General features: G+C 69.1%; 15 protein-coding genes and 1 pseudogene. 5 read left to right on the forward strand and 11 right to left on the reverse strand.

Annotated elements, in window-relative coordinates; all coding sequences use genetic code 11:
• Window positions 1-840: 840 nt before the first annotated feature.
• From I2W78_RS22620 to I2W78_RS22635, 4 genes are all read right to left on the reverse strand, one after another.
• Window positions 841-1215, reverse strand: a complete 375-nt coding sequence (locus I2W78_RS22620; RefSeq protein ID WP_196462095.1) for an antibiotic biosynthesis monooxygenase family protein — start codon at window positions 1213-1215, stop codon at window positions 841-843.
• A 118-nt stretch (window positions 1216-1333) separates the two neighbouring features.
• Complete coding sequence (locus I2W78_RS41465; protein ID WP_196462096.1) at window positions 1334-2614, reverse strand: LuxR C-terminal-related transcriptional regulator; 1281 nt, start codon at window positions 2612-2614, stop codon at window positions 1334-1336.
• Between the two features lie 513 nt (window positions 2615-3127).
• The gene (locus tag I2W78_RS22630; protein ID WP_196462097.1) at window positions 3128-3442 is read right to left on the reverse strand and encodes a hypothetical protein; all 315 of its coding nucleotides are present in this window, start codon (window positions 3440-3442) and stop codon (window positions 3128-3130) included.
• A 20-nt stretch (window positions 3443-3462) separates the two neighbouring features.
• Entirely contained in the window at window positions 3463-3645 is a 183-nt protein-coding gene (locus I2W78_RS22635) for a hypothetical protein (RefSeq protein WP_196462098.1), read from the reverse strand.
• Window positions 3646-3816: 171 nt separating this feature from the next.
• On the opposite strand from I2W78_RS22635, the gene I2W78_RS22640 reads away from it, so the two are divergent.
• Complete coding sequence (locus I2W78_RS22640; RefSeq protein ID WP_196462099.1) at window positions 3817-4722, forward strand: NADP-dependent oxidoreductase; 906 nt, start codon at window positions 3817-3819, stop codon at window positions 4720-4722.
• Between the two features lie 17 nt (window positions 4723-4739).
• Here the strand turns inward: I2W78_RS22640 and I2W78_RS22645 are convergent, their stop codons facing one another.
• On the reverse strand, window positions 4740-6056 hold the full coding sequence (locus tag I2W78_RS22645; protein WP_230885553.1) for an RNA-guided endonuclease InsQ/TnpB family protein: 1317 nt from the start codon (window positions 6054-6056) through the stop codon (window positions 4740-4742).
• Between the two features lie 25 nt (window positions 6057-6081).
• Here I2W78_RS22645 and tnpA point away from each other — a divergent pair, with 25 nt between their 5' ends.
• Window positions 6082-6498, forward strand: coding sequence for an IS200/IS605 family transposase (gene tnpA, locus I2W78_RS22650; RefSeq protein WP_196462100.1), 417 nt, complete (start codon window positions 6082-6084; stop codon window positions 6496-6498).
• A gap of 188 nt (window positions 6499-6686) precedes the next feature.
• Here tnpA and I2W78_RS22655 read toward each other — a convergent pair whose 3' ends face one another.
• Entirely contained in the window at window positions 6687-8273 is a 1587-nt protein-coding gene (locus tag I2W78_RS22655) for a Na+/H+ antiporter (protein WP_196462101.1), read from the reverse strand.
• Between the two features lie 238 nt (window positions 8274-8511).
• Here I2W78_RS22655 and I2W78_RS22660 point away from each other — a divergent pair, with 238 nt between their 5' ends.
• Window positions 8512-9720 (forward strand): RNA-guided endonuclease InsQ/TnpB family protein, encoded by a 1209-nt coding sequence (locus tag I2W78_RS22660; RefSeq protein WP_196462102.1) that lies wholly within the window; start codon window positions 8512-8514, stop codon window positions 9718-9720.
• Between the two features lie 42 nt (window positions 9721-9762).
• Here I2W78_RS22660 and I2W78_RS22665 read toward each other — a convergent pair whose 3' ends face one another.
• From I2W78_RS22665 to I2W78_RS22675, 3 genes are all read right to left on the reverse strand, one after another.
• Complete coding sequence (locus I2W78_RS22665; protein WP_196462103.1) at window positions 9763-10779, reverse strand: zinc-dependent alcohol dehydrogenase family protein; 1017 nt, start codon at window positions 10777-10779, stop codon at window positions 9763-9765.
• 37 nt (window positions 10780-10816) lie between these two features.
• Complete coding sequence (locus tag I2W78_RS41470; RefSeq protein ID WP_307783982.1) at window positions 10817-11062, reverse strand: cupin domain-containing protein; 246 nt, start codon at window positions 11060-11062, stop codon at window positions 10817-10819.
• A 254-nt stretch (window positions 11063-11316) separates the two neighbouring features.
• Window positions 11317-11655: a carboxymuconolactone decarboxylase family protein gene (locus I2W78_RS22675; protein WP_196462104.1), complete on the reverse strand. Its 339-nt coding sequence runs from the start codon at window positions 11653-11655 to the stop codon at window positions 11317-11319.
• 366 nt (window positions 11656-12021) lie between these two features.
• On the opposite strand from I2W78_RS22675, the gene I2W78_RS22680 reads away from it, so the two are divergent.
• Together I2W78_RS22680 and I2W78_RS22685 are read left to right on the forward strand one after the other, a co-directional pair.
• Window positions 12022-12870, forward strand: coding sequence for a helix-turn-helix domain-containing protein (locus I2W78_RS22680; RefSeq protein ID WP_196462105.1), 849 nt, complete (start codon window positions 12022-12024; stop codon window positions 12868-12870).
• Between the two features lie 115 nt (window positions 12871-12985).
• Window positions 12986-13852 carry a helix-turn-helix domain-containing protein gene (locus I2W78_RS22685; protein ID WP_196462106.1) on the forward strand — a complete coding sequence of 289 codons (867 nt, stop codon included), beginning with the start codon at window positions 12986-12988 and terminating at the stop codon, window positions 13850-13852.
• 41 nt (window positions 13853-13893) lie between these two features.
• On the opposite strand, the gene I2W78_RS22690 is transcribed toward I2W78_RS22685, so the two are convergent.
• Both I2W78_RS22690 and I2W78_RS40675 read right to left on the reverse strand, forming a co-directional pair.
• Complete coding sequence (locus tag I2W78_RS22690; protein ID WP_196462107.1) at window positions 13894-14559, reverse strand: response regulator; 666 nt, start codon at window positions 14557-14559, stop codon at window positions 13894-13896.
• 39 nt (window positions 14560-14598) lie between these two features.
• Window positions 14599-14780: pseudogene (locus I2W78_RS40675) on the reverse strand (hypothetical protein); the annotation flags it as partial.
• Window positions 14781-15116 lie beyond the last annotated feature (336 nt).

A 15116-nucleotide genomic window follows, 5' to 3' on the forward strand; every position in this document is an offset into this window, starting at 1 on the left:
ACTGCAGGGCCGTAAACGGCACTGCCAACCTCGACATGGGCTTGAAAGTCGCGGAGGGCGCAACCCTCACCGTCCGCTCCTACACAGACCGGGCCTGTCAGGGTCCCAGGTCGGGGCCGGCGTCTTCTCAAGCATCAGTTACAACGGGCCCGGCCCGAGGAGCAGGTACTCGGGTGTGCTGATCAAAGGCGTGAAACACGAGCTGAACGTCTGCGCCGTGGATGGCTGGACCGACAACTACCCGGGTGCCTGCAGAACTGCCTGACCCACCGTCGGCTCAGAGACGCACTCGCACTGACCGATCCCCCATCGGGGAGCGGCTGTCGCCTGCTTTCGCCGCGACCATCACTCGGTCGGCAGATTCCCGGTGAACACCGGTGAGAGGGTTCGCCTCGAACGGCACAGCAACCATGGCCCCCGATCACGCCGTAGGCCATCGCCGCACGGCAGAAGGGGCGGGCGTCCGGTGATGGACGTCCGCCCCTTCTGCGTTTGTAGCGTGAGTTCGAGGTCAGCCGTACAGCGCTACGCGCGGTTGCACCGTCCCTGCGGCGCCCGGAGCGATCACTGTGACCCGGTACCGCTCCGTGAGGGTCTCACCCGGACGCAGGGTTCGCTGTGCGGCCACGAGGTCGGTGAACAGCGTTCCGGTCCGGTTTCCCACCGGCACGATCTCCCTGGGGCCGTGCTCGCCAGGGCGGGTGCGGCTCCGGCCACGCCGACGCCGACCAGTGCGGCGGTGAGCGCCAGGGTCGCTCACCGGAGCCGGCGGTTGATCGATGACACCTGTTCAGTCCTTGTGACGTTGTGGGAGGTTGATGGGTGGATTGCTGAGGGCGGTCACTGTTCGCCTTCGCAGACGCCCTCGACCGCGAACTTCTGGTACAGGTGCGGGAAGGCGACGGTACCGGCGGGGTAGTGCTCCAGGTGCGTGGCGAACTCCGGCGTGCGGAACGCGGCACGGAGGTGCTCGGTGGACTGCCAGACCGCGACGTTGGTGAAGAGCCGGCTGCCGCCGATACCGCGATACAGCTGCGCCGAGAGAAGACCCCCGGCCTTCTTCATGTACGCCGCGTCGTCCGTCCAGGCGGCCAGCACCTCGTCCTCCTTGCCTTCCGGGGCGACGAACGTGTTGATGATGGTGACGGGGCCGGTGTTCTCCTCCTGCTGGTCGAGGAACTGGGTGGACTCGTCGAGGCTGCCGAAGTCGAGCATGATTCCTCCATGAGGTGGGGAAGTGGGTGCGTGGAATCGAGGAAACGCGAAACCGCCGTGGACATGAATGACGGTTCGGTGAGGGGGTCGCAGTGACGTCTTCATCGTGTGCGTTTGGTTATGCGGCGCCCCACTGATGGGCGAGTGCGGACGCCTCCCCGCGGGAGCTGACGCCGAGCTTGCCGATGATCTTGGCGACGTGGAACTTCACCGTCGACTCGCTGATGTGCAGGGCCTGGGCGATATCGCGGTTGCGGCGGCCCCGGGCCAGATGCCCGAGCACCTCCAACTCCCGCACGCCGAGCGCGGTCAGAGGGTCCTGACGGGGCGTGCTGGACGACGCGAGAGGGATGTCGAGGGTCACCGTCGTGCCCCACCCCGGCACGGCGTCCACGTCGAGGCGCCCTCCGAGCGGTGCCAGTCGCTCGGTGACGCGGCGGGCGTCGAGAGCGCCGCGGGAGAGAGTGCCGGGCCCGTTGTCCCGCACGATGGCGCGCAGTTCGTCCGCACCGGTCTTCCAGCCGATGTGGACGCGGTGTTCTCGGTCGTCGTCGGGACCGTGTGTCTGGTCGTCCAGTAACGCGTGCACGGTGGCCCGGACCACGGCAAGTGCCGTGTGGGTGACGTCGGCGGGCAGCAGCCGGTCGGTGCCGTCCTCCGTGTGGGGCGGTCCCAGCTCCAGCCGTACGCCGCGGGCGCGCAGGATCCGGCGCAGTGACCCCGCCAGCCGCGCGAAGGCGTCCCCGGCCCGCTCCTCCATCAGTACGCGGTCGAGTTCGACCCGGGAACGCAGTTCGGTGAGGGCGGAGACGGCGAGGTGGACGGCGCGCGTACGGGCGTTCGCGTCGTCCAGGGTGCGGTCGCGCAGGACGCCGAGCAGCGTCGTCAACGCGGCCCCGTGTGCGTCGCGGAGTTCGGCGATCGCCACGGCACGGGCGGCCGCCGCCGCCCGCGACGCGGCCAGCGAACCGGGCAGCGGCTCGCTGCGCAGACCCTCCCGGTACGCGGTCACGAGGTCCCACAGCGCCTGGGCGGACATCACGTGCTCGCCCGGTACCTGGGTGTCGTCGGTGCGTACGAGGACCAGCAGCGCGCCCTGCCCCGTGATGTCGCTGGCCAGAGCCAGCACGGGCACGTCGACGCCGGCCAGCCGGGCCCGCCCCTGCCAGCCTCCCTTGGCCGGCACCAGCGGCAGCAGGGCGGCCACCTCGGTGGCGGTGATGACATCACCGGGCCGGCCGGGGGTAGCGCCGATGCTCTTGAAGGGGGTGTACGAGCAGTTGCCGGCCAGCTGGGCGATCTCCCGGTGCGGAATCACCTCCGCCAGGATGGAAGACAGACGCGCCAGGTGCTCGGACATCGGCGCCTGGATCAGCTCTGCCGCTGACATCAGGTCCATGCCCGTAAGCGTAGGCAGGATGCCTTTCCCGCCGGATCGTCCTTTCGGTCAGTTGGAACCATCCGAAAGGACAGTGGAAGCCGAGCTTCCACGGGCGAGGCTGGAGGTACTGGAAACGGGCTTTGGTCGTGCGGCCACACCAACGGCGAAGACGTCGGTCCAGTCCGTAAAGCCAACATCGAGCACTTGAGGAGAAAATGTGAGCACCGTCTTCAGGCGGCTCCGCAAGGTCGGAGTGACAGCCCTGGTGGTGAGTTCCGCACTCGGGGCCATGTTCCTGTCATCGACGCAGGCTTCCGCAGGCGGGGTCACGCTCCCGCCCTCGCCGCCCAGCTGCGGTGTCTGCGGATGACCGAGGTCTGTCCCGGTCGGGGGAGGGTCTGCCGGGTGTCCGTGGACGCTCTTCGTCCTGGTACTCCAGTCGCAACCCGCCGATCGCGTCCCGCGGGGGACACCGTCGAATTCGCCGACGGTGTCCCCCGCGGGACATGACCAACCCGCTGTCGCAGCTGGTCAGTGCCGATTCCTTGAGTGCGGTTGACCGATATGCCGTCGGGTGGAGCGCAGTTCGGTGAGGGCGGGGACGGTGAGGTCGACGGCGCGTGTACGGGCGTTCGCGTCGTCCAGGGTGCGGTCGCGCAGGACGCCGAGCAGGGTCGTCAACGCGACCCCGTGTGCGTCGCGGAGTTCGGCGATGGCCACGGCACGGGCGGCCGCCGCCGCCCGCGACGCGGCCAGTGAACCGGGCAGCGGCTCGCTGCGCGGACCCTCCCGGTACGCGGTCACGAGGTCCCACAGCGCCTGGGCGGACGTCACATGCTCGTCCAATAACGGGGTGTCGTCGGTGCCTACGAGGACCAGCAGCGCGCCCTGCCCACCTCGCCGATGATCTTGAACGGCGTGTACGAGCAGTTGCCGGCCAGCTGGGCGATCCCCCGGTGCGGAATCGTCTTCGCGAGGGCGGAGGACAGACGTGCCAGGCACTCGGACAGCGGTGCCTGGATCAGCTCGACTGCCGACATCTGGTCCATGTCCGTCAGCGTAGGCAGCGGGACTCTTCCGCCGGATCGTCCTTTCGGTCAGTGGGAACTGCCCGAAAGGACAGCAGTGGCCGGGTCGCCGCGCTGGAAGCTGGAGGCGTAGTTCACGACCGGCCGCTCCCACGGCGGCTCGAGCCATTCGTATGACGGGAAGTGACAGGCATGAAGGCCATCTCCTACGCGGAGTACGGCGGTCCGGAGGTTCTGCGGCTGACGGAGGCGGCGGAGCCGCACGCCGGACCCGGGCAGGTGCGCGTGAAGATCGTGGCCGCGGCCGTCAACCCCATCGACTTCAAGATCCGCCGGGGCTGGGCCCCGCAGATGGGCCCCGAGTCCCTCCCCGCCGTCCCCGGCCTTGAGGGTGCCGGCATCGTCGACGAGGTGGGGGCAGGGGTCACCGGTGTGTCGATCGGCGACGAGGTGATGGTCTGGACCGATACCGGCTCCTACGCCGAGTACGCCCTGGCCTCCGACTTCGCGCCCAGGCCGGCCGGCCTGGACTGGGAGACGGCCGCCGCGCTGCCGGTGGCCGTCGAGACCTCCGACCGTGTGCTGGGCGAACTCGCGGTGGGCCCGGGGGAGACCCTGCTGATCCATGGAGCCGCGGGTGTGGTCGGCTCCGTCGGCGTCCAGATCGCCGTGGCCCGCGGAGTCACCGTGATCGGTACGGCGTCCGAGGCCAACCACGACTTCCTGCGCTCACTCGGCGCGATCCCCGTGGCGTACGGTGACGGCCTCGCCGACCGGGTCCGCGCGGTCGCCCCACAGGGCGTCGACGCCGTCTACGACGTCGCCGGCATCGACGCGCTGGACGTCTCCGTGGAACTGCGCGGCGGCACCACGGACCGCATCGTCACCACCAACGACGCACGGGCATTCGAGATGGGCATCACCTTCTCCATCGGCGGCCGACGGTTCGGGCCGCAGCTCGCCGAGTACGCCGGCCGCGCCGCCGACGGCCGGTTGCGCGTGCGTGTCGACCGCAACTTCCCGCTCGCTGACGCCGCCAGGGCGCACGAGCTGATCGAGTCCGGCCATGCGCGCGGCAAGGTGCTCCTGCGCCCGTAGGCGGGGAGTGAGGGTCCCTACTTGTCTACGAGCGACATGTGGTGCTCGTTTTCACTTGCACCTCGGGCTGAAGCCCGAGGATTCTGGCCTTCTCGATCGTTGCTGTGCCGCTCCGCGGCACGGGGTTCGGTCGGGAATCCGTGGCTTCCTGTTTCTTCGCGCTGTGCCGGGATTGCTCCCGGTCTTACCGGCGCTCCGCAGGCCGATACCGCCAGTCCGGCGGCCGTCTTCACGTTGATCGCGGCGTTGGTGTCCCGGTGGTGGACGGTGCCGCAGGCGGTACAGGTCCATTCCCGGATGTTCAGGGGTTTGGGTCCGTCCACGGCGCCGCAGGTGGAGCAGGTCTGGGAGGTCGGTTCGAACCGGCCGATCTTGACCAGGGTGCGGCCGTACCGTTCTGCCTTGTACTCCAGCATGCTGATGAACGATGACCATCCGGCGTCATGCACGGACTTGGCCAGCTTCGTGCGGGCCAGTCCCGCTACCGACAGGTCCTCCACGGCGATCCCTTGGTTCTCGGAGATCAGCTTCGTGGAGAGCTGGTGATGGAACTCTCGGCGGGCGTCGGCGACCTTGGTGTGGGCGCGGGCGACCTTCAGGCGGGCCTTGGCGCGGTTCTTGCTTCCTTTCTGCTTGCGGGACAGCTCCTGCTGGGTCTTCTTCAGCTTCTTCTCCGCGCGGCGCAGGAAGCGCGGAGAGTCGATTTTCGTGCCGTCGGACAGGACCGCGAAGTGGGTCAGGCCGAGATCGATGCCGATGGTGCGGTCGGTTTCGGGCATCCGTGTCGCGTCGGGGGCGGGGTCGGTGTCGATGACGAAGGAGGCGAAGAACCTGCCGGCCGCATCCTTGAAGACGGTGACGGAGGTGGGGGTGGAGGGCAGCGTGCGGGACCACTTCACCTTCACCGCGCCGATCTTCGGCAGGTTCAGACGGCCGCTGTCGGTGATGTTCCAGCGGGCGTTGGCGGTGAACCGGATCGACTGCCTCGCGTCCTTGCGGGACTTGAAACGGGGCGGACCGGTCTTGGGGCCCTTGCGGGTGCCCTTGAGGGAGGCGAAGAAGTTGCGGTACGCAGTCTCGGCGTCGCGCAAAGACTGCTGGAGGACGACCGCGGAGACCTCGCCCAGCCAGGAGCGCTCCACCGTCCCCTTGGCCTGGGTGATCAGGCGGGTGGACAGCTCGCCGATCTTCGGGAACGGCTGCTGGGCCTTGCGGGCGTCTTCACGGGCGCGGACCGCGTCGTTGAAGACGACGCGGGCGCACCCGAACGCCTTCGCCAACGCCCTCTGCTGGCCGGTGTCCGGGTACAACCTGAAGGCGTACCTGAGCTGCATGACGGCCACGATACATACTTGGATTATGGGCGAGATGCAGAAGATCAGAACTGGTAGGCACTGTGTTTTCGTGATGCACGTCCACTTGGTCTTCGTGACCAAGTTCCGGCACAAGGTGTTCACCGATGCCCACTTGAGGCGCATGGAGGAGATCATGCGGTCGGTGTGTACGGACTTCGAGTGCGAGCTGGTGGAGTTCAACGGCGAGAACGACCACGTCCATCTGCTGGTGAACTTCCCGCCCAAGGTCGCCGTGACCAAGCTGGTCAACTCCCTCAAGGGTGTCTCCTCCCGCCGCCTGCGCCAGGAGTTCCCCGACCTGGTACGGCACTACTGGCGGGCCAACAAACTCTGGTCCGGGTCCTACTTCGCCGGCACCGTCGGCGGCGCCCCGCTGACCGTGGTCAAGCAGTACATCGAACAGCAGAACCGGCCGGTATGAGCACTGCCCGGCTCCGCCGGGACGCCGCCTCGTGATGCTCCGCACCGCAGGCGAAGAACTGCGGTGTCCCGCTCCGCCGGACCTGATTCCGCGACGCTCCGCGTCGCCACCATCAGATTCGCTTCACCACCGGCCTGAAGGCCGATGCACTGCGAATGAATTCCGGTAGCTCATTCCCCTTGGCCGGCTCACTCCACCTCCGTGTTCCCGGCCAGCCGCACCTCTTCGTAGTCCAAGGCGGTCTGAAGCCGGCGCAGCACCGTGTCGTCGATGTGCTTCTCGTCGCGCAGCCGGACGACGGTCGCGCGCTTGTGGGCGATGAGGGCGAGCCGCAGCTCGGTGTAGTGGCGGTTGTGCAGCAGGGCGGGGTCGCCGTCGGCGCCCGCACCCCGCGCCTGTACGACGGCCAGTTGGGCCTCGTACTCCTGGCGCAGCCATTCCGCGATCCGCGGGGACGCGCCCAGGTCGGCGGCGAGTCGCGGCAGCGCCGCAAGAGCCTCCTCGGTGGCCGTGGTCTCGGCCAGAATCTCCTCCTCCTCGACGGAGGTGTCCCGCGGCAGCCGGGCCCAGCGCACCACGCCCGGCAGCAGCAGTCCCTGCCCCACGAGCGTCACCACGATGACGCCCGAGGTGACGAAGACGATGAAGTCGCGGTCCGGGAAGGGCGCACCGGAGTCGAGGATCTCCGGCACCGACAGGGCCACGGCCAGCGACACCGCGCCCCGGAAGCCCGCGAACCCGCTGACGACGCGCGCCCGGTGGCTCATACGCCGAAGCCGCTGCTCCGGTCGCCGGTCGATCGCGCGGATCAGGTAGGCGGAGCCGAACAGGAACGCGAACCGTACGGCGACCAGCACCACGCTGACCACACCGATCGCGATCAGCGCGTCCTCAAGGTCCGGTCGGCTCATGTGCCGCAGGGCGTACTGGAGTTCCACTCCGACCAGGACGAACAGCGTGGCGTTGATGATGAACGTGGCCAGCGGCCAGAACGCCAGGGCCTGCCGGCGGTGCTCGGCCCGGATGAGACGGGGCGCCACCTGGGCCATGATCAGCCCGCTCACCACGACCGCGAGAACGCCCGAGGCATGGATCATCTCGGCGAGCAGATAGGCCGTGAACGGCGCGAGGATCATCACGAGGTTGCCCAGCAGCGGGTCCTGAAGACGGCGCCGCAGGTTCATGTTGACCCACGCCACCGCCACGCCGACCGCCGCCCCGCCGCCGTACGCGAGGAGGAACAGCGCCCCGACGTGGGGGACGGTGAGGTGCTCCTCACCGACGGTCAGACCGACCGCCAGGCCGAAGATGACCAGCGCGGTACCGTCGTTGATCAGGCTCTCCGCGCGCAGCACCGTGACCTGGCGGCGCGGCAGCGCGCGGGCCAGGGCGCCGACCGCCGTGGCGTCGGTGGGAGCCACCGCCGCGCCCAGCACCCAAGCGGGACCCCAGGGCAGTCCGAGCGCGTGTCCCGCGGCCGCCACGGCCCACGCGGTGAGGATGACCAGGAGCGTGCTCATCAGGACGATGCCGCGCAGGTTCGAGCGGATCTCCCGGCTCGACGTGGTCAGGCTCTCCCAGTAGAGCAGGACGGGCAGGAAGATCAGCAGCACCACTTCCGGCGGCAGTTGCGTCTGGCTGACGGCCGGGACGAGACCGGCGAGCACACCCAGGGCGAGCAGGACGACGGGCGGCGCGATGCCCAGCCGCCGCGCCAGGACGTTGCCCGCGAGCACGGTCACGCCAAGGATGACGACGAGTTCGAGACCGGGCATGGGGCTTACTCCTGTGCAGAGCCGGGTGGCGGCAGGGGGGCGGGTCGGGCGGGTTCCGCCCGGGGCGCTGCGCTCATCGGCGGCACTCCTTCGTGGATACCCCGGCCTTCAGGCCGGGGAGGAAACGAAGCTTCCGCGTAGCGGGGCAAGGAAAGGCGGATCGCCGCCAGGGCGATCCGGCGTTCGCGGCCACCGGCCAACACCCGCCGCTCACACGGAAGCTGATAAAATGTGAGGCATGACGCGGCAGGTCAAGCGGGCTTTCAAGTACCGCTTCTACCCCACGGACGAGCAGGCAGCCGAGCTGTCCCGCACGTTCGGCTGCGTCCGCCTCGTCTACAACAAGGCGCTGGAGGAACGCACCCGCGCTTGGTACGGCGAGCAGCGCCGTGTGTCCTACGTGCAGTCCTCGGCGGCGCTGACGGAGTGGAAGAAGACCGAGGAACTCGCCTTCCTGACCGAGGTGTCCTCCGTCCCGCTCCAGCAGGCCCTGCGCCATCTTCAGACGGCGTTCGGCAACTTCTTCGCCAAGCGCGCCAAGTACCCCCGGTACAAGAGCCGGAAGAAGTCCCGCGCTTCGGCCGAGTACACCCGCTCCGGCTTCAAGTTCCGGGACGGACAGCTCACCCTCGCGAAGATGACGGAGCCGTTGGACATCCGCTGGTCGCGTCCGCTCCCTCAGGGTGCGGTGCCGACGACGGTGACCGTGTCCCGCGACAGTGCCGGGCGCTGGTTCGTCTCCATGCTGTGCGACGACCTGATCGTCCCGGTCCCCGCCACGACGGACGCGATCGGTATCGACGCGGGCACAACATCGCTGGTGACCCTGTCGACCGGAGAGAAGGTCGCCAACCCGAAGCACGAGCGCCGCGACCGCGCCCGGCTCGCCAAGGCCCAACGGCAGCTTGCCCGCAAGGTGAAGGGCTCCGCGAACCGGGAGAAGGCCCGGCGCCGCGTCGCCAAGGTCCACGCGCGGATCGCCGACCGGCGCCGCGACTTCCTGCACAAACTGACCTCGCGCATCGTCCACGAGAACCAAGTGGTCGTGATCGAGGACCTCACCGTCCGCAACCTGCTGAAGAACGGCAAGCTGGCGCGCGCCATCTCGGATGCGTCGTGGACGGAGCTCCGCTCCATGTTGGAGTACAAGTGCGCCTGGTACGGGCGCGAACTCGTGGTGGTCGACCGCTGGTTCCCCAGCTCGAAGCTGTGCGGAGCCTGCGGCACGATCGCCGCGAAGATGCCGCTGAACGTCCGCGAGTGGACGTGCGACTGCGGCACGGTGCATGACCGCGACGTGAACGCGGCACGCAACATCCTGGCCGCCGGGCTGGCGGCAGCAGCCTGTGGAGACGGTGTAAGACCTCAACGGGAGTCCTCCCGGACGGGGCGGTCGTCGGTGAAGCAGGAACCCCAGCGGGTGACCGCTGGAATCCCCCGCCTTTAGGCGGGGGAGGAAGTCAAGGCTGTGGGTCAGTTCTTCTTCCGGTCACGGACGCAGCAGCGTCTTGATGGCGCGGCGCTCGTCCATGGCCTTGTAGCCCTCGGCTGCCTGGTCCAGGGGCAGGGTGAGGTCGAAGACCTTGCCGGGGTTGATACGGCCGTCGAAGACGCGGTCGATCAGGTCGGGGAGGTAGGCGCGCACCGGAGCGGGGCCGCCGCGCAGGCCGACGTGGGAGAAGAAGAGCTCCTGGCCGTCGATCTGCGTACCGTGCGGGAAGCCGACGAAGCCGACGTTGCCGCCCGGACGCGCGGACTGCAGGCCCTGGCGCATCGACTCCTGCGTGCCGACGCATTCGAGGACCGAGTCGGCGCCGACGCCGTTGGTCAGCTCCTTGATCCGGGCCACGCCCTCCTCGCCGCGTTCGGTGACGATGTCGGTGGCGCCGAACTCCAGGGCCAGCTTCTGCCGGGACTCGTGCCGGCTCATGGCGATGATGCGCTCGGCACCCAGCTCCTTCGCGGCGATGACGCCGGACAGGCCGACCGCGCCGTCGCCGACGACCACGGCGGTCGAACCGGGATTCACCTCGGCGGCCTTGGCGGCGTACCAGCCGGTGCCCATGACGTCGGACAGGGTCAGCAGGCTCGGGATCAGCTCCTCGTCCGGCTCCTGCGGGGTGGCGACCAGCGTGCCGTCGGCGAGGGGGACGCGGAGGTACTCGGCCTGGGCGCCGTTGACCCACTGCGCGTGCTGGCAGGAGGTCTGGTAGCCGGCCTGGCAGATCGGGCAGGTGTTGTCGGAGGCCACGAAGGAACCGATGACGAACTGCCCCGGCCTGACGGTCGAGACCTCGCTGCCGACCTCCTCGACGACACCGACGTACTCGTGGCCGATCGGCTGCGGCCCGGCGACCGGCAGGACGCCCCGGTAGCTCCACAGATCGGAGCCGCACACGCAGGCGGCGACGGTGCGGACGACCGCGTCCGTCGGAGCCATGATCTTCGGCTCGGGGGCGTTCTCCACCCGGATGTCGCCCGGCGCGTGAATGATGGTTGCTCGCATGAGGGTGCCTCAGGTCTTCCTTGGGTCGGTCGTGGGATCAGGCGCGGGAGCGGCCTGTGACGCGCGGGCCGTGGTACTCGGCGTCCGTGACGTGGTCGGGCCAGGTGGTGTCGTCCGTCTCCCACAGGGCGAGATGGGTCATGAACCGGTCGGGCGCGGCGCCGTGCCAGTGCTCCTCGCCCGGGGATGTGTGGATGACGTCGCCGGGGCGCGCCTCGATGGTGTGACCGCCGCGGGACTGCACCAGCGCGACGCCCTCGATGATGTAGAGGGTCTGGCCCAGGCCGTGGGAGTGCGGGCCCCGGGAGCGAACCGGACCATGTTGGCTCTCAGCCGGGAGGGCTCCTCGCCGCGGTGGAGCACGTCGGCATGGACGTCACCGGTGAACCACTCGGCGGGAAGCTTCGTGGTCGGGGGCCGCTGCGGCAGTTCCATGGTCTGTTGCTCTCCGGGCGGTGCTGCCGCCGGGCGTGCGGCGGCTGGGTGGGGGCTGTGGGTGGGGGCGAGCCGACGAGGGTGGTACGGCTGGGAAGGACCTCAGCCGGAATCGGACGGACCGGCCTTGTCCACGATCTCCTTGAGCTGGGTCATCGCCGACATGGCGTTGGGCCATCCGGCGTAGAAGGCCAGATGGGTGATGGCCTCGACGAGCTCGTCCTCGGTGACGCCGTTCTCCAGCGCCTTGCCCAGGTGGAAGCCGAGCTGGTCGGTGCGGTACAGGGCGGCGAGAGCGGTGACCGTGACCAGGCTGCGGTCGCGCGGGGACAGCCCCGGCCGCTCCCAGATGTCACCGAACAGGACCGTGTCGGTGACCTCGGCGAGCTTCGGGGCGAACTCCTGGATCGCCGGCGGCGCGAACTTCTTCCGTTCCGTCATCAGGTGGTGCTCCTAGCGTTTGTCCGACTCGTTCTGGTCGCCCGGCTGTCGGCCGGGGACCGCTCGGCGTGCTCACCGAAGGCAGGCGGCGTGATGAGGGCCCGTGACCGTCGTCGCCCGCCGCCCGGGTCCGCCGCCCGGGACGCCGCATCACGTGTGCATTCGGTGGACGATCACGAGTCGGGACGCGGCGGCCGCCTCGGTTGCGGCGAGTGCTGTCGGTGGCCGGTCCTGCCACGGCCTTGTCCTTGACCCTGCCGCCTTGGCGGGAGCCCGCAAAGGGGAGAATTCCAGGCTGGGAAAGAGTTAACCAGGGAAGAATCCTTACCCCCCTCGCGAGGGCGGAGCAGTGTGAGACTGGTCGGTATGGCCAGCGACTCGTACCTGAAGGAGCTGGGACAATTCCTCAAGGCGCAACGGGCCAAATTGAGTCCGCGCACTGTCGGCCTGCCCGACAGTGGGGGCCGACGGCGTGTGGCCGGATTGCGGCGGGAGGAGGTCGCCCTGCTCGCCGCCATCAGCACCGATTACTACACCCGGCTGGAACAGGGCCGCATCCAGCCGTCCGCGCCGCTCCTGACAACGCTCGCGCAGGTCCTGCATCTGGACGACGAGCAGCGCGATCACCTGTTCGAACTGACCGGACGGCAGACGGGCCGCCCCCGCCGTGGGGCCGCACAGAAGGTGCAACCGCAGTTGCGCCGACTGCTGGACGACCTCACCGTGACTCCTGGCGTGGTGCTCGGCCGCCGTATGGACGTCCTGGCCTGGAACCCGCCCGCCGCCGCCCTGCTCACCGATTTCGCGCAGCTGCCCATGGGCAGGCGGAACTACGCGCGCGTCCTCTTCACCGACCCGCGGATGCGGTCGCTGTACGCGGACTGGCGGACGGTCGCCCGCGACGCGGTGTCACAGCTGCGCACTCTGTCCGCCCGGTACCCGGACGATGCGCGGCTGACCGCTCTGGTCGGCGAACTCTCGGTGCTGGACAAGGACTTCGGGCAGTGGTGGGCAGGCGATCACGCGCCGCCGCGCAACCTGGGCACGAGGAGGTTCCGGCATCCCGTCGCAGGCGAGCTGGTCCTCGACGGGGACGCGTTGACCTGCGGCATCAACTCTGATCAGGTGCTTGTCGTGTGGACCGCGGAACCCGGCACCTCTTCCTACGACGGATTGCGTCGGCTCGCCTCGCGTGCCGGCACGATCCGGGCCTGATCCGGCGAACGCGGGAACGCGGCCCCGCGGTATCGATTTTCCGTACCCGGGTTTCCGTACCCGGGAGAGATTCCTCCCCCTCATTTTCCCGCCACTTCCTGCGACGCTGGATGCCATGTACAGCAGAGCACCTTTGGAACTGGGGGATTTCCTCAAGGAATGCCGTGCACGTATCAGCCCGCGCACCGTCGGTCTGCCTGAGTCGAAGTCACCCCGGCGGGTGGCCGGTCTGCGACGGGAGGAAGTCGCTCGGCTCGCGGGGATCAGCACCGGTTGCTACACCCGGCTGGAACAGGGGCGGGCCGCCGTGTCCGGATCGGTGCTCGCCACACTCGTGCGCGTGCTGCACCTCGACGACGACGAGCGAGACCGTCTGTTCGAGCTCGCCGCCCGGGACGAGCGCGCTCCGCGCCGTCGGCCGGTGCAGAAAGTCCACCCACGGTTCAGACGTCTCCTGGACGAGCTGAGCACGACCCCCGCGCTCGTCCTGGGGCGACGCATGGACGTCCTGGCCTGGAACGCCCTGGCAGCCGCTCTTCTCACCGACTTCGGCCGAATCCCGCGGAAGAAGCGCAACTACGCCCGGCTGGTCTTCACCGACCCCCGCCTCCGGGAGACCTGCCCCGACTGGTCGACGATCGCCCGCAGTTGTGTCGCCCAGCTGCGACTGGAGGCCGCCAAGAGCCCTGACGACCCCGGGCTGACCGCACTGGTCGGCGAACTGTCGGTGGCGGACGCCGACTTCCGGCAGTGGTGGGCGGGCCGCCACGCGGCCGGCCTGTGCATGGGCACCAAGAGGCTGCGCCATCCGGTCGTAGGCGACCTCACGCTCGGCTGGTCCACCCTGACCTGCGCGGGCGATCCGTCCCAGCACCTGGTGATGTGGACCGCAGAGCCAGGGAGCCCCTCCGACGACGGACTGCGCTTCCTCGCGTCCTGGTCCGCCGGTCCGCAGGACCCTGCCGAGGGCGCGACGCCATGACGGGCCGACGAGACTGTCCGAACGGGCGGGGGCGGGGCGGGTCATGCGCCGGGACGGACGTAGCCGGTCTGGTAGGCGATCACGACGAGTTGGGCGCGACTGCCGACGCCGAGCTTGGTCATGATGCGGTTCGCGTGGGTCTTGGCGGTCGAGGGCGAGATACGGAGCTGCTCGGCTATGGCGTCGTTGGAGAGGCCCGCGGCCACCAGCATGAGGACTTGGCGCTCGCGTGTGGTCAGGCTCCTCAGCTCCGCGGCTCCGGTACTCGGCCTCTCCGGCGTGGCGAGGTAGCGGTTGATGAGCGCCTTGGTCGCGCCGGGTGACAGCAGGCACTCTCCGTCGGCGACCAGCCGGATGGCGTGGAAGAGGTCGGGCAGGCCGACCCCCTTGCCGAGGAACCCGCTGGCCCCCGCGCGCAGCGCCTGGAAGACGTACTCGTCGGCTTCGAAGGTCGTCAGCATCAGCACTCGTACGTCCGTCAGGCCTTGGTCCGCCGTGAGGGCGCGGGTTGCGGCGATGCCGTCCATGCCGGGCATCCAGATGTCCATCAGGACGACATCGGCACGGGCGCTGCGGGCCAGTCTGACTGCCTCGTGGCCCGTGGCGGCCTCCCCGACCACCTCCAGGTCCGGTTCCGACTCGATGAGTATGCGGAAGCTGCTACGGACGAGGGCGTGGTCGTCGGCCAGCAGAACGCGGATGGTCATCCTCGCCTCCCGTGAGCGGGGGTCGCGCGCGGTGTCCACGAGCCGGTGCAGCAGCAACAGTCCCAGGGCGGTGATCGGCGGTGCCGAGCACCGGGAAGACCTTCCAGCGCCCGACGCGCGAGACGATCGGGCCCGACACCGTGGAGCGTCAGCAGCAGCCCGAGCACCATCGGCAGCATGTGGACACCCGACGTCGTGGGTGACACCCCCTGCACGGCCTGAGAAGGTCCGGCCCCTGCTCGTCCACGTCCTGCGCCACCGACGCTTCCTCCGCTGCCGGTCGGCAATCTCCAGGAATGCCCGCTGCCGACTTCCTCGTCGGGGCAGGTCGTCCACTGACGGTAGCTGCGCGGAATCGAATTCGTATTGCCGTAAAGGGGGGAAGAATCTCTCCCCTGGATAAGGCGCGCCCAGGTAAGGAATCCTCCTCTTACCTTCTTCTCCTCATGCGGGAGAGGCTATTGCCGGGCGCGGAAAGGCGGAGCCGGACACCCAGAAGTGACATGAGCTTCTGCGAGGAGACGAACGCGGTCCCCTGTTCGGCCGGTAGTCGGTCC

The organism is Streptomyces spinoverrucosus (assembly GCF_015712165.1).
Taxonomy (GTDB): Bacteria; Actinomycetota; Actinomycetes; order Streptomycetales; family Streptomycetaceae; genus Streptomyces; species Streptomyces spinoverrucosus_A.

Bases quoted from the DNA above. Each gene is read 5' to 3' on its own strand.
- I2W78_RS22665 (WP_196462103.1), bottom strand. From the start codon at position 10,779: ATGCGAGCAACCATCATTCACGCGCCGGGCGACATCCGGGTGGAGAAC.
- I2W78_RS41465 (WP_196462096.1), bottom strand. From the start codon at position 2,614: ATGGACCTGATGTCAGCGGCAGAGCTGATCCAGGCGCCGATGTCCGAG.
- I2W78_RS22645 (WP_230885553.1), bottom strand. From the start codon at position 6,056: ATGCAGCTCAGGTACGCCTTCAGGTTGTACCCGGACACCGGCCAGCAG.
- I2W78_RS22635 (WP_196462098.1), bottom strand. From the start codon at position 3,645: ATGGACCAGATGTCGGCAGTCGAGCTGATCCAGGCACCGCTGTCCGAG.
- I2W78_RS22660 (WP_196462102.1), top strand. From the start codon at position 8,512: ATGACGCGGCAGGTCAAGCGGGCTTTCAAGTACCGCTTCTACCCCACG.
- I2W78_RS22620 (WP_196462095.1), bottom strand. From the start codon at position 1,215: ATGCTCGACTTCGGCAGCCTCGACGAGTCCACCCAGTTCCTCGACCAG.
- I2W78_RS22640 (WP_196462099.1), top strand. From the start codon at position 3,817: ATGAAGGCCATCTCCTACGCGGAGTACGGCGGTCCGGAGGTTCTGCGG.
- tnpA (WP_196462100.1), top strand. From the start codon at position 6,082: ATGGGCGAGATGCAGAAGATCAGAACTGGTAGGCACTGTGTTTTCGTG.
- I2W78_RS22690 (WP_196462107.1), bottom strand. From the start codon at position 14,559: ATGACCATCCGCGTTCTGCTGGCCGACGACCACGCCCTCGTCCGTAGC.
- I2W78_RS22675 (WP_196462104.1), bottom strand. From the start codon at position 11,655: ATGACGGAACGGAAGAAGTTCGCGCCGCCGGCGATCCAGGAGTTCGCC.
- I2W78_RS22685 (WP_196462106.1), top strand. From the start codon at position 12,986: ATGTACAGCAGAGCACCTTTGGAACTGGGGGATTTCCTCAAGGAATGC.
- I2W78_RS22680 (WP_196462105.1), top strand. From the start codon at position 12,022: ATGGCCAGCGACTCGTACCTGAAGGAGCTGGGACAATTCCTCAAGGCG.
- I2W78_RS22655 (WP_196462101.1), bottom strand. From the start codon at position 8,273: ATGCCCGGTCTCGAACTCGTCGTCATCCTTGGCGTGACCGTGCTCGCG.